Annotated in this window: 17 protein-coding genes; 14 read left to right on the forward strand and 3 right to left on the reverse strand. The window is 32.9% G+C overall.

All coding sequences use genetic code 11. The features are described from left to right. Positions 1-21 precede the first annotated feature (21 nt). The 3 genes from C5Q98_RS07470 to C5Q98_RS07480 all read left to right on the forward strand — a co-directional run bounded on the left by C5Q98_RS07470 (position 22) and on the right by C5Q98_RS07480 (position 1,957). Positions 22-1,023, forward strand: coding sequence for an ATP-binding protein (locus C5Q98_RS07470; RefSeq protein WP_106013004.1), 1,002 nt, complete (start codon positions 22-24; stop codon positions 1,021-1,023). Positions 1,024-1,025: 2 nt separating this feature from the next. After that, on the forward strand, positions 1,026-1,463 hold the full coding sequence (locus C5Q98_RS07475; RefSeq protein WP_106013005.1) for a holo-ACP synthase: 438 nt from the start codon (positions 1,026-1,028) through the stop codon (positions 1,461-1,463). A gap of 296 nt (positions 1,464-1,759) precedes the next feature. Next, complete coding sequence (locus C5Q98_RS07480; protein WP_106013006.1) at positions 1,760-1,957, forward strand: large ribosomal subunit protein bL28; 198 nt, start codon at positions 1,760-1,762, stop codon at positions 1,955-1,957. A 194-nt stretch (positions 1,958-2,151) separates the two neighbouring features. Here C5Q98_RS07480 and C5Q98_RS07485 read toward each other — a convergent pair whose 3' ends face one another. Next, entirely contained in the window at positions 2,152-2,355 is a 204-nt protein-coding gene (locus C5Q98_RS07485) for a hypothetical protein (protein WP_106013007.1), read from the reverse strand. A 215-nt stretch (positions 2,356-2,570) separates the two neighbouring features. Between C5Q98_RS07485 and C5Q98_RS07490 the strand changes: the two genes are divergently transcribed. The 5 genes from C5Q98_RS07490 (at position 2,571) to C5Q98_RS07510 (ending at position 7,728) form a co-directional block, all read left to right on the forward strand. Then, positions 2,571-3,410 (forward strand): undecaprenyl-diphosphate phosphatase, encoded by an 840-nt coding sequence (locus C5Q98_RS07490; RefSeq protein WP_106013008.1) that lies wholly within the window; start codon positions 2,571-2,573, stop codon positions 3,408-3,410. Between the two features lie 133 nt (positions 3,411-3,543). Further along, positions 3,544-4,122: an A24 family peptidase gene (locus C5Q98_RS07495; RefSeq protein ID WP_106013009.1), complete on the forward strand. Its 579-nt coding sequence runs from the start codon at positions 3,544-3,546 to the stop codon at positions 4,120-4,122. Between the two features lie 80 nt (positions 4,123-4,202). Continuing rightward, positions 4,203-5,492, forward strand: coding sequence for a glutamine-hydrolyzing GMP synthase (gene guaA, locus C5Q98_RS07500; protein ID WP_106013010.1), 1,290 nt, complete (start codon positions 4,203-4,205; stop codon positions 5,490-5,492). Between the two features lie 291 nt (positions 5,493-5,783). Then, positions 5,784-5,999, forward strand: coding sequence for a helix-turn-helix domain-containing protein (locus C5Q98_RS07505; RefSeq protein WP_106013011.1), 216 nt, complete (start codon positions 5,784-5,786; stop codon positions 5,997-5,999). A gap of 4 nt (positions 6,000-6,003) precedes the next feature. Further along, positions 6,004-7,728: an HsdM family class I SAM-dependent methyltransferase gene (locus C5Q98_RS07510; protein WP_205728431.1), complete on the forward strand. Its 1,725-nt coding sequence runs from the start codon at positions 6,004-6,006 to the stop codon at positions 7,726-7,728. Positions 7,729-7,788: 60 nt separating this feature from the next. Here C5Q98_RS07510 and C5Q98_RS07515 read toward each other — a convergent pair. Next, positions 7,789-9,209, reverse strand: a protein-coding gene (locus tag C5Q98_RS07515) for an IS3 family transposase (protein WP_242967352.1) whose coding sequence is annotated in 2 segments (ribosomal slippage) — positions 7,789-8,723 and positions 8,723-9,209 — 1,422 coding nt in all. Because the reading frame shifts where the segments join, the coding sequence is not laid out codon by codon here. A 65-nt stretch (positions 9,210-9,274) separates the two neighbouring features. On the opposite strand from C5Q98_RS07515, the gene C5Q98_RS07720 reads away from it, so the two are divergent. From C5Q98_RS07720 to C5Q98_RS07540, 6 genes are all read left to right on the forward strand, one after another. Next, entirely contained in the window at positions 9,275-9,421 is a 147-nt protein-coding gene (locus C5Q98_RS07720) for a hypothetical protein (RefSeq protein WP_158695747.1), read from the forward strand. Next, on the forward strand, positions 9,411-10,520 hold the full coding sequence (locus C5Q98_RS07520) for a restriction endonuclease subunit S (protein WP_106013012.1): 1,110 nt from the start codon (positions 9,411-9,413) through the stop codon (positions 10,518-10,520). The genes C5Q98_RS07720 and C5Q98_RS07520 overlap by 11 nt, the downstream gene beginning before the upstream one ends. Positions 10,521-10,561: 41 nt before the next feature. Continuing rightward, positions 10,562-11,401 carry a DUF6414 family protein gene (locus C5Q98_RS07525; protein ID WP_106013013.1) on the forward strand — a complete coding sequence of 280 codons (840 nt, stop codon included), beginning with the start codon at positions 10,562-10,564 and terminating at the stop codon, positions 11,399-11,401. Continuing rightward, entirely contained in the window at positions 11,394-12,518 is a 1,125-nt protein-coding gene (locus C5Q98_RS07530) for an AAA family ATPase (protein ID WP_106013014.1), read from the forward strand. The genes C5Q98_RS07525 and C5Q98_RS07530 overlap by 8 nt, the downstream gene beginning before the upstream one ends. Positions 12,519-12,883: 365 nt before the next feature. Next, complete coding sequence (locus C5Q98_RS07535; RefSeq protein ID WP_106013015.1) at positions 12,884-14,143, forward strand: RNA-binding domain-containing protein; 1,260 nt, start codon at positions 12,884-12,886, stop codon at positions 14,141-14,143. 262 nt (positions 14,144-14,405) lie between these two features. Next, positions 14,406-14,774 (forward strand): hypothetical protein, encoded by a 369-nt coding sequence (locus C5Q98_RS07540; protein ID WP_106013016.1) that lies wholly within the window; start codon positions 14,406-14,408, stop codon positions 14,772-14,774. Between the two features lie 46 nt (positions 14,775-14,820). On the opposite strand, the gene C5Q98_RS07545 is transcribed toward C5Q98_RS07540, so the two are convergent. Further along, entirely contained in the window at positions 14,821-15,108 is a 288-nt protein-coding gene (locus tag C5Q98_RS07545) for a hypothetical protein (protein WP_106013017.1), read from the reverse strand. Positions 15,109-15,273 lie beyond the last annotated feature (165 nt).

A 15,273-nucleotide genomic window follows, 5' to 3' on the forward strand; every position in this document is an offset into this window, starting at 1 on the left:
CCACCAACAGAGAGGAACAAGATGAATAAAGCAGAATTACTAAACAAGGTGAAAAATGTTTATTCAGAACGACAACTCATAGCCAGTTTGAAAAGAGATCAGTTGATTGCGCATTATAGAGATAATAATCCGCAAGAAGCGAAGAAGCTCGAGAGTCAGGCTGAATCACGCTGGGAAGATTTAAATAATATCCTTGAATTAGCTGCAAAAAATGCTTTGCCTTCAGTTGCGAAAAATAATTTAACTGAGACTCCTACTGCTACTGATTTTAACGAGGTTTACAAAGAGATTTCTAATTCCACCAACTTCTGCAACCTCTGCAACGATACTGCAATTTACAATGGAGGAAAATGTCCGAAGTGTTTCAGTGCTACCTGGGTACAGGTTTTGCGAGAAAATATTGACCCATTACTGCCACAAGCAGAACACAATTTCGATAACTTCGATCTCAACATTTTCTCTGAAGATTCCGTAAATACAGCAGTAGGAAAAGTCAAGCCAAGAAAACAGATTGAGGGAATTTTAGATTTATCTAAACAATTTTTAGAAGATTTTCCAAAATATAGCGATAATCTATTTTTCACAGGTAGAGCAGGAACCGGTAAGACCTATCTGGCAGAATGTATAGCCAATGAAGTCTTGGCGGAAAATTATCTCGCCCTTGTCTTAGATATGCTGAAAATAGAAGAAATAATAAATAACCTAAGGACTAAGCAAAGAAGTTTCTCGACCAAAGCAGAGCAATTATCCAAGGCTCAAAATGACTACAACTTGCTTCTAGAAGCTGACTTGCTTGTAATTGATGACTTAGGTTTACAAACAGATTTACTAACTAATCCATTAGCAGAATTGATAGCGATTTTAAGAGAGCGCAATATTAATAAGAAAGTAACTATAATAACCAGTAATTACGATATAAAAGATCTCAAAAAAGTTTTTGACGAGCGATTATTTTCAAGATTAATGCAGAACTTCAAGATGCTGCCTTTCGTAGGCGAGGACTTACGTCTGAAGAGGAGATAATTGTGGTCAAGGGTATAGGTGTAGATATAATTAAAACCAGTAGAATGCGAGCTGCTATTGAAAGAAAAGGCTTGAAGTTTGTCGAGAGATTTTGCACTGAGACTGAAATTGCAAGTGTTCTCAAGAAGGAAATTATTGAGGAAGCTTTAGCAGAAGGGTCTACTCTTGAAGAGGAATATTTAGAAGCAGATAACTGGCGAATCGATTCTGTGGCTGGGCTTTTTGCGAGTAAGGAAGCATTTGGCAAGGCTATGGGGACTGGTATTTCTCGTGGTGTGAATTTGAGAGAGATTGAGATTAGATACGATGAATTGGGTGCACCAAGATACGTGTTGCACGGTAATACGCTGAAGGAGTTTACTGACAGAGGCTATACAGATGCGAAATTAAGCATTAGTCATGATGGTGGACTTGCGATAGCTTTTTGCGTTATTTCTTAAACTTTTTGGTTTTTTTAAGCTTGAGTTTAAAAATCAGCGAAAATTAGGTGAAAAAATTAATATAGTCTATTGCATTTTAGGTGTGAAATTAGGTATAATGAATTTCCGTGCGTTTTTCGTAGAAGATAAATCCATGGAATATTAGTTTAAGTATAGAGGAATATACAGCTGAGTTAAGATTAATAAATAAAATCTTAATTTGAGTAGTGTTTTGCTTGAAAAGCGTCTGTACTTGTGTTAGTATTTCGTACGCACTAAAATTTATGCAAGAAAATTATCGAGGAGGTGTAGGTAATATGGCTAAATGTGTAGTATGTGATAAGAGCGTAACTTCAGCAAGAAGAATTAGTATAACTCGTTCTCAAGTATCACGTAGAGCAAAACGCAAACAAAAAGGTAATATTCGTAAGGTTAGAGCTATAGTTGATGGTACTCCTATGAGAGTCAACGCTTGTGCAAGCTGCCTCCGTAATGGTGCCGTAGAAAGAGCTTAATATCCTGTTATTACAGAAAAAGTTTAGCAAACCTATTAATTGGAATATCTGAGATGTTTTAATTAATAGGTTTTATTTTGTCTTTTTGTTGAAGGGTATTGGCGTGTGTTTGAGGGTGCAGATGACGGAGGGCATATGGTAGGACAGAAAGGTTGCAACTGACAGGGTCAAAGACGGAAGGGTGACGCTCTTCGCTAAAGCCTAGAAACAATGGCAATAATGATTAGAATAAGCGCAAACACAGCTATGGCAAAAACGAACATAGCATTTCTTTTCTTTTTAGTATCTTCTAACTCTTGGAGACGTTTGTTTTTTCGATATTCTGCAGCATCAAACTTATTGCTTCCTAGAGCTTTATGGTTAGTATTTTTCTTGTTGTTTTGCTTTGGGGTTTTCATTTTATAAATTTCTCCTGCTACGTTTTTATATTTTCTGAGTTGCGCATTTCTTCTGCTGCTTTTCTAATTTTACTTGCTGTCAAATGCAAAATTAATAAATACGATTTCTAAATTATTAATTCATTTATTAGTGTTATTATAAGTTATATTCAAATAAATCAAAACAAGCTTGCTACCGGTTTATCCAGGTGCAAGTAATTAATATGAGGTAAATTATGGATTTTAGACAAATAATTGAAACTATTATTCTTGCTATAGTCGAGGGTGTTACAGAATTTTTGCCAGTGTCATCCACTGGGCACATGATAATAGCTTCAGACCTAATGAAAGTTGAAGCAGATGCTTTCAACAAAATGTACATGATCGTTGTGCAACTAGCAGCTATTTTAGCGGTTGTAGTTTTATACTGGCCAAGAATTTGGAACTTACTTCAAGGAATGTTTTCGAACGACAAAAGATCCTGGAGATTCTTTGGAGTATGGGTTGTGTCCTGTATTCCAGCTGTAATCTTAGGTGTCCTAATAGATGATGTTATCGATGAGTACTTGTTTAGCACACCTACAGTCGCTATAGCATTGGTAGTTGGTGCCCTCATGATGATTTGGGGTGAAAGAAAAATTGCCGTACATAACAGAGGCTCTGAGATGCTAGATATAAATTATAAGCAAGGCTTAACAGTTGGAGTTGCTCAATGCATGGCCTTGATACCAGGGTTCTCACGTTCTGCCGCAACTATCATGGGTGGTTGGGCTGCAGGTTTGACTACAGCAACAGCAGCAGACTTTAGCTTCTTTTTGGCAATACCAATTATGTTTGGTGCATCAGGCTATAGTATTTTGAAATTTTTCAAAGACGATGCAGCAGTTGCAAGTATTGTTCCAGGTGATTGGATAGCGTTAGCAATTGGCTGTGTAGTGTCATTTATTGTTGCATGGCTAGTAGTCAAGAGCTTCCTCAACTATCTAAAAACCAAGAAAATGGAAGTTTTCGCCTGGTATAGAATTGCCCTAGCAGCTGTGCTCTTGATCTTATTGTTGACCGGTGTAATAGCCTAGGGATTTACTTGAGAAAAGTTTAGATTTTCCTGGACTAGCCGTTGTGACCTTTTGTCGAGAAATCTTACATTTTGTAGCAAGAAATTTAATCAGCCTCCTTTATCGTTTGAGATAGAGGAGGTTTATTTTTGCCATGGGAATGTCTGTTGTATTTAAGCGAAAGTGGTTGTCGTTATTAAGAAAGAGAAGTTACAGAGTGACAGTTTTTGGCTTACTGCTGTTAACTTTGCTCTTAAATGTTAAAGTCATGAGTAGTTCAGGATCCTTTAAGAAGCAAATGCTTCTTTGCAATGCACTAATGGTATTAGTAATAACAAGTTACACCGACCTTAAGGACAGAGTTGTTCCTAATATATACGTTATATATTTAGTATGTTCCTGGATAATAGTAACTTTGCTCATAGGTGAAATATCAGAAGTGGGTGCTGGATTGCTCTTTCTCTTAGCGTACATCCCGGTGGCGCTGTTAGTTTTCTTCCTAGCAAAAGGTGGAGTAGGCATGGGAGACGTTAAACTACTAGGAGCTATGAGCTTGTATTTTGATGAGTTTATGTTTGTTCAAGTCTTGCTACTTATGTCGCTTTTTATATTTTTGCTAGCTGTGATAACATTAATACTAAGACATATGCGAAAAGCTTGGGCAAAAGACGTAGATTCATTTCCATTGGTACCGTTTTTGTTCGTAAGTAGCGTATTTATCGTGAATTTTTGACTTTTTGCACAAAGAAAAAATAAGACAAAATTATTACTCTAGCGTAAAATAAAGCTGAAATAATTTAAGGGGGGAAAACCATGGTCATAGATACAATAGTAATTGTAGATTTAGGCAGCAAAAAGAATGCTGAACTCGCAAGAGAGATTCGAGCATTGGGAGTGTATAGTGAGGTCGTTAATTACGACGTAGAAGCTGAATACTTAGCTAACATGTCAGGATTAAAAGGTATTATTTATAATGCTGGACCTAACAGAATAGTTGATGGAACAGAAGTAGATGTAAGTTCTGAAGTTAAGAACTTAGAAATTCCAATAATGTATGTTGACTATGGTGGCGAGGCAGATTTGCCAGAAGACGAAACTTCACGACAAGAGAAATTAAACGATTTCATTTTCAACGAATGTAAAGCAGAGAAAAACTGGAGTGTTGAAAATTTCATCGAAAATGCAGTTGCAGAGATTAAAGAAAAAGTTGGCGACAAGAAAGTTCTTTTAGCTTTGTCTGGTGGTGTAGACTCAAGTGTAGTTGCTGCACTATTGATTAAAGCAATTGGTAAGCAACTAACATGCGTACACGTAAACCACGGCCTTTTGAGAAAAGGTGAGCCAGAGCAAGTTATAGAAGTGTTCGGCAAGCAACTAGATGCAAACTTAGTTTACGTTGATGCCAGCGATAGATTCTTGGAAAAATTAGCTGGTGTAGCTGATCCAGAAGCTAAGAGGAAAATTATTGGTAAAGAATTTATTGAAGTCTTTGCGGAGGAAGCCGGCAAACTAAACGGTATAGATTTCCTAGCACAAGGTACAATTTACCCAGACATTATCGAATCTGGATCCAAGACCCAAAATCTAGTAAAAAGTCACCACAACGTTGGAGGCCTACCAGAAGATTTACAATTTGAGCTTATTGAACCAGTAAAAAATCTTTTCAAAGACGAAGTTAGACTAGTTGGAGATGCTCTAGGATTACCACACGAAATGGTATACAGACAACCATTCCCAGGCCCAGGTCTAGGAGTTCGTTGTGTTGGAGCTATAACAAGAGATAGACTAGAAGCAGTTAGAGAAAGTGATGCTATCCTACGTGAAGAAATAGCTAAAGCAGGCTTGGACCAAAGCATTTGGCAATACTTCACAGTAGTACCTGATTTTAGAAGTACAGGAATTAAGAATGGCAAGAGAAGCTATGACTGGCCATGCGTTGTCCGTGCAGTCAACACAGTCGATGCCATGACAGCAGAACCTTTCGAACTCCCATATGAAGTCTTAAGAACCTTGACTTACAGAATTACTCATGAAGTTGAAGGTGTAAACAGAGTGCTTTATGACTTTACTCCAAAGCCTACTGGTACGATTGAGTGGGAGTAGATAAAAGGCTGGTAAATTCAATGGTTACAGAAAATAAAAAACTGTAGCTAGGGTTAAAATGTGAATATTCATAAAGAAGATTAAATTGAATAAAAGTTATAAGTGGTTTGCACTTAGACAAAAAATAAGACCGTAGTTATAAGCTACGGTCTTTTTGCGTACATGAGTTGTAATACGTGATTAGATACAACTGAAGAAGTATGAGAATATCTTATACCTGTAAGAAGTTAAAAGTGATACAATATAGTTAATTGAAATACAGATTAAAAAAATGACAAGGAAGAGAAAGTTATGCAAGACTTTGGGAAAATTATTTTTAAAATAGACCAAGTTTTAGAAGAAAAAAATATAAGCAAAAACAAATTAGAAAAAGAAGCAAATCTTCAAAGGACGCAACTTAATTCTTATTGCAATAACAAGGTTAAAAGAATTGATTTAGAAACTATAGCAAAGATTTGTTGTGTTCTTGAGTGTAAAGTTGAAGATATTATGGATTATGTGAGGTAATAGAATGAATAGATACGAAATTATTCAAAAAATAGGTGACATGTATCAGATTGGCAATACTGAATCAGGAGAATTTAGTTATGTACAAGCACTTAGAACCGTTGGCAAAAATATAAAAGATTACCAAAAAGGAGACACAGACACAAACCATCAATATTTAGACATAAGATTTGAAAATGATAGATTAGTTATATTAGTAGAAACAAAAAATAGATTTAACAGATGGGATCATAATAAAATTAGAAAACAATTACAGGATTATGTAAGGTATGAAAAAGCCTATTCTGATAAAAAAATAATTGCTATGCTAGTAGAAACAGATGGAGATGATTTATGGGTTTGGCATGGACAATCAGTAATTATTGATGAAGAACACAGGAAAAAAGAAGAAACTGTTTTAAAATCTTTTGAAGAATATGAGAATATAGTTTTTGGTAAAGTTAATGACAAAATTAAAGTTGTTGATTCAATAAAGGTTTTAAATGAAATGCTACATTCAGATGGTGTAAATGAGAAATTGAGAAGTCAGTTCGTAGGTACTTGCTTATTAGCATTAAAAAATGGACTTTCATATAAAAATTTAAAACCAACATTGGACCCTAATACTGGAAAAGATTTAAGTCAAGAAAAAATAATAATAAAAGATATAAAAAATATCCTGTCAGGTTTGTTATCTAAAAATAATGATGTGGATACTCTAAATAAAGCTGGAAAATTATCTGTGTTAAGTAGTAAGGTGCTAGACGATCAAGATATAGCTAGTTTAACATATGATGAATTGCAAAAAATATTGGAATTTATAGACAACAATATAATTCCTTTTATTAATGATTCAAATACTGCAGGGCAAGATTTATTAAATTTGTTTTTTACAACATTTAATAAATACGTTGGTAAATCTGATAAAAATCAGGCGTTTACACCAGATCACATTTGTGATTTTATGTGTAAAGCTGTAGGAGTAAATAAAAACTCACGAATTTTAGATCCTTGTTCTGGTAGCGGAGCATTTTTAGTAAGGGCAATGACAGATGCAATGGATGATTGCGAAACAGAAGTAGAACGTGAAGAAGTAAAAAGGAATCAAATTTTTGGTATTGAATACGAAGATGGAGCGTTTGGGTTATCATCAACAAACATGTTAATCCATGGCGATGGTAATTCAAATGTTATCCAAGCTTCTATGTTTGAAAGAGGAGAATGGATTAAAGATAAAAATATAAATATTGTTTTAATGAATCCACCATACAATGCCACTAGAAAATTTTGCGATCCAGAATATGTAAAAACTTGGACTTCAAGTAAGAAAGAAGATCCTTCTAAAGGCTTCCACTTTGTAGAATATGTTGCAAGACATATACCAGCTAACTCAAAAATAGCAGTACTATTACCAATGCAAGCTGCTATTGGAAATAGTGGAGATGTGAAAAAATATAAAAAGAAGATGTTAGATAATTATACTTTAGAAGCAGTTTTTTCATTGCCAAATGAAATGTTTTATCCAGGTGCTGCTGCTATAGCTTGCTGTATGATTTTTGATTTATCTCAAAAGCATGAAAGGTCTAATAAGGAAACTTTTTTTGGATATTTTAAAGACGATAAATTTATAAAAAGAAAAGGATTAGGTAGGGTTGAAAAAACAGATAGTGACGGGAATAGTTTGTGGGTAAGCACAAAAGATGAATGGCTTGACTTATATAAAAACAAAAAAGAAGTACCGGGATTATGATGTGACCCCCAAAAGTTAGACTTTTTTAGCGTAGCAGTTTATATGGCTGCTACGCTATTTTTATGCAGCCAAGAGTCTAAGTCTGTATTGCACTGGACTTAGCCATCCTAGTTTTTCTTTAATTCTTTGTTCATTATAATACTTTATGTATCGTTCTATTTCTGACTTTAACTCATCATAGCTATAGTAAGTAGCACCATAATAGATTTCTTGTTTTAACAAACCAAAGAAATTCTCCATAACAGCGTTATCGTGACAGTTGCCTTTACGAGACATGCTTTGGAAGATTCTTTCCTCCTTTAGACGATGAGAGTATGCTTTCATTTGGTAAGCCCAGCCTTGATCCGAATGGAAAGTTCTTCTGAATTTGCAATCTGATGTTATTGCAATAGCCTGTTCCAATGCATCCATGACATTTTTGGCTGAAGGTTTCTTGTCAATTCCATAGCTTATAATTTCACCATTACACATATCCATAAATGGATCCAGATAAAGCTTACGCATTGTCATTTGACCTTTTGCATTAATCTCATAATACTTAAATTCTGTAGTATCTGTTGTAATCTTCTGATGTGGTATACATGTATTAAATCGTCTCCTTATGCGATTAGGAGCAACCGTTCCAACTTTACCTTTATATGAACTGTATTTCCGGCTTTTTCGAGTGAAAGAAGTGACTTGCAAAACAAGTTTTTGCATTATACGTTGTACTTTCTTTTTGTTTACATAGTATCCTTGATTTCTTAATTCTCCAGTCACTCGACGATAACCATAATCCTTGTGATTATCTCTGATTTCAAGAATCTTTTCCTCGATTTCTTTGTCAGGATTTTCTCTATCTAATCTTTTCTGCCAGTACATATATGTTGCTTTAGGCATGCCTGTATAAGAGAGAAGGTCTTTTAGTTTGAATTCTCCTCGGAGACTGTTGATGACGAGTGCCGTTCTCTCATTTTTGCCTCGTCCTCTAAACGCAGTCTCCTCAGTTCTTTTAAAAAGGCATTCTCGATTCTTAACTTAAGCAGTTCATCTTCTAATTCTTTAACATGTTCTGCACTTGTATCAACTATTCTTTCTTCCGCTTCTTGAGCTTTATTATCTATCTTAGGTTTATCCAATTTTCTTTTTCGACCTTTCTTGCGTGGTTTCAAAGCATCAGGACCGGCAGCACGAAAGCGACTGACCCAGTTACAAATCATACTTGGATTGCTTATACCTTCTTGAATTGCCAAGTCTTGATATGAAATCTCACTTGATAGATATAACTCTACAATAGAAAGCTTAATTTCGAAAGAATATTTTTCTTTTTTACGAGAACGCATTAATCCTTCGTCACCAAACATTTTATATGCATTAATCCAACTGCGTAACTGTGTCTTAGAGCCAAGTCCATATTTTTTAGAAAGATATGTAAAACCACCCTTGTCATCCAAATATTCTAAAACAACTTTCTTCTTGAATTCAAAACTATGTTTTGCCATAAAAATACCGACCTCCCATTCGTTAGATTTTGGTCTAACTTTTGGGGGTCGGTACATTATCTGTTATGAAGAAAGTTACTTGGAAAGATGAGTGGTTGGCTGAGGCTTATATGGAAACTGACTATACAACATTGGAAACTAAAGATTTTCAAAAAGTTCTTAATGATTATTTATCTTATCTAATAAAAGAGGGTTTTATCTATGAAGATTGATTTTAGCAAATGGAAAACTTTTTTATTTACAGAAGTATTTATAATTAAAAAAGGATTCTATAATAAAAAACCCGAAGAGTCAGGCAATGGTACTATACCTTTTTTAGGAGCAACTGATAAAAACAATGGTGTAACCGCCTATTATACGAAAGATGAAATAGATTCTTCTTCAAAAACTGGGAGCTTGCCAAATGATACTATTGATAAGAAAATATTTTCTGGCAAATCGGTTTGTGTTACAAACAATGGCTCTGTAGGCTATGCTTATTATCAGGAAACAGAATTCACATGCAGTCATGATGTGAATCTACTTTATAGAAAAGATGGTGAATTTAATTATTTTACAGGTTTATTTGTGGCATCTATTATTATGAAAGATAGGTATAGGTGGGGATATGGTAGAAAATGGCGTCCTGAAAGAATGGTTAAGTCTAAAATCAATTTACCTGCTACAAATGAAGGTAAACCTGATTGGGACTGGATGGAAAGATTTATGAAATCTTTAAAGCATAAGCCTATAAAAACAGGAAATAATAAAAAATTATCTGATGTAAATGCAAGTACATGGAAAGAATTTTACTTGCACAAACTATTTAATACATCTATGGGGAATGGAATAGATGCAATAGCTACAACAAATGATAATCCAAAGTTCAATTATGTATCACGCGATAGTAACGGAAACGGTGTCGTAGGATTTGTTGATGAAGTTGAAGGACAAAAACCATTTCCTGCTGGTGCCATGTCATTAGCTCTAGGTGGTAGTTTTTTAGGATCTTGTTTCATCCAAAAAGAACCTTTTTATACAGCACAAAATGTAGGGATATTGCAAGAGAAAGAACCACTTAGTGTTCACACAAAATTATTTATCTCGACTCTGATAAGGAATGAGTGCAAAATAAAATATCAGGCTTTTGGAAGAGAACTGAATTCACACTTTAGAAAAGATTTTACTTTAAAATTACCAGTTTTAATGAATGGTAATGACTATGTTATAGATAGCGAAAAGAAGTATTCAAAACTTGGGTTTATACCTGATTGGAAATGGATGGAAGACTATATAAAGAGTTTACCATATGGCGATAGGATTGATGGTTAATAGAAAAGGAAAATTATTAGCAATGATTATTGGAGGGGCGTATGTCCGATAAAAGTTCAACAACTCAATTGTGTAAGATTATATACTTTGATGACGAGTCAATAACGGATTATCTTCAATTGATGTCTGGAGGAAAGTTGGAGAAAACAACAGAATTATTAGAAACAGCTTCAAAAGATGCAGAAGTTGATACAGATGCAGCTACAAAAATTGGATTTGGTGGTCTAATAAAAGCATTATTAGGCTGGAATGCAGAAGTTGGCGTGACAGCATCAGCAGGACTAAGTTTTAATAGTGAAAAAATGGTAAAAAATATTATAAAAAATACTATTCTTACTGATTTTGTTAATGCATTAGAAGAAAATGAGAATGAGACAGCTGTTTCCAAATTACCAAAAGGGACAATAAAAAAATTCAGTGGATATAAAATCACAGCAGAGAAAGATTCTTTGTCTTATTTTGTAATGGTTTCACCATATATGAATATGTTTCAATCTGGAAGCACTATTCCTAGTGGAGAATTTAGTATTTCATTGGAGAAACTTGATAGCGTTTTAAGAAATGCAAAGGGTTATTACGAATTTGTTGGAACTAAAGGAAATAGTAAGGTAATTTTAAGGTTTAATATTAGCGCTTTTAAAAATAATTATATGATTAGTGATTTGTTAAAAATGAATTTAAGTATTTTTGCTATTAAAGTTGGTGATACAACATTGGATATGCTTAATATTAACGAAGAGTTAAATCTTGATTTAACAAATAGTGTAGTTGATAATCCATCATATGAAGAAAGTAATAGAGACAATGGCCAAAATACTAATTCATCTAAAAAACTTCCGGTATTTGATGTGCTATTAGCTGGAGTTGAGTCAAATGGTTAATAGAATTATTATATTTAAAGGGAGCAAAAAAGATTTTGAAGAATTATTATCTGAAATTATAGGTAATGGTTCTTATACACCTTTTATGGAGCTAATACAAAAATATAATGCTAGGTTAAGACCGAATGAATCTGGTGTTAGAGAGCAAGAGTTAGGAAGAAAAATACCTGTTGAAACCTGTGTAGTAAAGGCAGATGATTATGCATCAGTGTTACCTCATGTTTTATCAAACTTTTCAACTATAATTACTTTAAACTGTGATATTGATTGTCTTCTAATTCATAATCCACCGAGACGAGTGGAGGAATCTTTAAAAGCATATGATGAAAGTATAATTGAATATAAATTTTCAGAATACCAAAAAATATCTAAGGAAAAACTTAAGGAGATTTACGAAAAATTAAATAAAGATATTCTTGGACAAGTTGATTGTAAAAAATCAATAATAACAGGATTGTATAGGTTATTAAAAGAGCAAGTAAATAATCCGGTTGTATTAATGTTTTATGGGTATTCTGGAGTTGGTAAAACTGAAAGTGCTAAAAGTATAAGTAATTCATTAGGTGGAAACTTATTAAGAATTCAATTTTCAATGATGCAAACAAATGAAGCTTATAATTACGTTTTTGGGTCTGAACACTCAAATAATAGTTTAGCAAAAGATATGCTTTTAAGGGAGTCTAATGTTATACTAATTGACGAATTTGATAAAGTAGACTATAGGTTTTATAATGCTTTTTATGAGCTTTTTGATGAGGGTAGGTACGTAGATACCAATTATGATGTAGACTTAAAAAACACTATTTTTATATGTACTTCAAATTTTATGAATGAAGAAAAAATTAAAGAGAGTTTAGGACCAGCAATGTTTTCGAGATTTTCTGAGTGTATACAATTTGATCAATTAGAGAAAGAACAAAAAATTGAAATTGTTAATAATTGGTATAATGAAGTATTGAGTAAATTAGATGATGATGAAAAAAATATAATAAAAAAAACAGATATCATGCAATGGTTTATGGATAATGTTGATAGATATGATAATATAAGAATATTAAAAACAAAACTAGAAAATGCTATATATCATAAATTATCAGATGTATACATTTTTTCTTAGATGTTTTTGTCCGGTACTGGGACTGGGACGGGACTAAAAATTTGAAAACGTCCTATAATTAGGTGGATTTAGTGGTACTCTAAAAAATAGAATCTAGTATTTTGAATGGTTTGGGATAAATCGGACGTTTGGAAAAGAAGAATGGGAATAGATTTGCAATAATAATGGCGAACTAGATTCGTTTCGAAAAAGCCCACATGGAGGCGTACTTGTTGTTCGCCTCACTGCGGGCTTTTCTAAATTGCTTATTGCTTACTAACGCAAACTAGAAAATAAGTTAAAATGCAACGCAAGGTGCAACGTAAAAAAATACGTTGCACTTTTACGTTGTTTTGGTTACGATAAGATCATGGAGGCGAGATATCATGAGGGAAACTTATAATTTAGAATTTAAGTCGAAATTATCAGATAGTTTTTTAAAAACAGTTAGTGCATATGCAAATTATAATGATGGAATTATTCAATTTGGAGTAGATGATAGTGGCGAATCTTTGCATGCTAATAATTTAAAAGAATTGGCATTAAGGATTGAGAACAAAATAAATGATAGTATCAATCCAATTCCAGAGTATAACATTGAAATAGATGAACGAAATGAAATTGTTTTACTAAAAGTATATGAAGGTGAGTTAAAACCTTATTTTTACAAGGGTAAGGCGTATATGAGAAGAGACTCTTCAAGTCTACCTATAGATGATAGAGAAGAATTAAAAAAACTTATACTAGAGGGAATGAATCAAAATTATGAAGATTTGCCATCTAATAATAAGAACTTATCTTTTAATGTTTTAGAAAGTGCATTACAAGAAAAGATGAATATAGATAGCTTAAGTTTAGACATCTTAAAAACATTAGGACTATATGATGATAAAAAAGGTTACAATCTAGCAGCGGATATTATATCGGATAAAAATAATTATAAAATACTAGATATTGTTAAGTTTGGAGCTAATATTAACGAATTTAAAGAAAGAATCATAATTGAAAATATTTCTATACTTAGTGCCTATTTTCAAGCGATAGAAGTCTTTAATAGGTATTTTAAGTATGAAAAAGTTGATGGATTTGTTAGAAAAACAATTGAGCTTATACCCGAAGATGCTTTTAGAGAGGCCTTAGCAAATGCGCTGGTTCATAGAGATTGGAGTATCTCTGCACCGATTAAAGTTGAATTACATGATCAATATATCGATATATCATCTCCAGGTGGTTTACCTAAGGGAATAAGTAGTGAAGAATATATTAGTGGTCAAATTTCTATTCTAAGAAATGAGAAAATTGGAAGTTTATTTAATAGGCTAGGCTTAATAGAAAAGTTCGGAACTGGAATAAGAAGGATAAAATATTTATATCAAGGAAGAGCTAGACAACCTCAGTTTCAAGCTTATCCTAACTCAATAATGGTTAGACTGCCTATTCTTATTGATAAAGTAGAAGGAGTAAGTAAAAATGCATCTATTATCCTAGAAAAAATGCCTCGAAATAAAGAGCTTAGTAGAATGGAAATTGAAAAAATATCAGGTTTTGATAAATATAAGACTCTTAGAGAATTAGAAGAATTAATGAGTGAGGACTTAGTCAAGAAAGTAGGACAAGGCAGGGGAACAAAATATATAAAGATATAGAAATGAAAAGTATTAGATATTACGCTAATATAATAGGTTTTATAGAAGAATAAAATTACGTTAAAATGCAACGCAAAGTGCAACGTAAAAAAATACGTTGCACTTTTACGTTATTCTTGTTACGAAAAGAATTAATGTATTAATAATTAAGGATGGTATGAATGTCTAAGATTAAAAAAGAAAAATACTGATAAAGGCTTTGATATTGAGGTTTATAAAGAAGATGCTTATTTTATAATGAAAGATAGAAAAAGAGTGTGCAATGGTTATTTTAAAGAAGATTTCATTTTCAAATGAGGAAGTTATTTATGAATATTATCCGGAAGGGGAAACTGAATTTCCGGGTATAATCGTCGCAGATTTAAAAGAAAGAAAAGTTTTTCTTGAAGAAATTTCGGAAAAGGATTTCTATATAAAAACATTAGGAGCAGAACTTAATGATATGAGGGATAGTATTAATAAGATGCGAGTTGAAAATGGCGAAGAGCCGTATACTGAGGAAGAATTGCCCATTTGTGATCCTGATAAAGATTATGGTGGTTATTATTATGCAGACAAAGCTCTATCTAAACTTGTAGAATTTCTTGAAACTGATGATTACGAAGATAAATGTACGGTTGCTTGGTATTAGAAGAAATTATGTTACTTGATTTTTATTAGTAACTTCGGTCTTTATTTTATCCAATATGAACATCCCTTTCGAATGTTATATTTTTCTCGTTGCAAAAATCTTCGAATTTATTTGAATCAAAATTTTTACCGAACGCATCTTTTAAGTGATTTATTATATTATCTTTCATTGTTATACCGAGAGAATCAAGTAACAACTCAAAATTATCTTTGTCTAGAAAATACATGACCTCATAGTCTGCTCCACCGAAGAATTCTACATCATAATCTTCGTATCCAATCTCTGCTGTTCCATCACAATTGAGGGTAAATAATAATCCACTAGTGTTTAACATATAATTACCTCCGTTAAAGAACTTGATTTTTTTAGGCAAAGATAATTTTCAAACTTTAATTTCTTATTTTGTTAGCTCATCTTTGTAAAGATTTTTCTTATCTAATTTCATATTACACTATAAATATAATTTATTATCATAAAATGGACAAAAGTATCACATGAA

Source organism: Fastidiosipila sanguinis (genome assembly GCF_002998295.1).
Taxonomy (GTDB): Bacteria; Bacillota; Clostridia; order Saccharofermentanales; family Fastidiosipilaceae; genus Fastidiosipila; species Fastidiosipila sanguinis.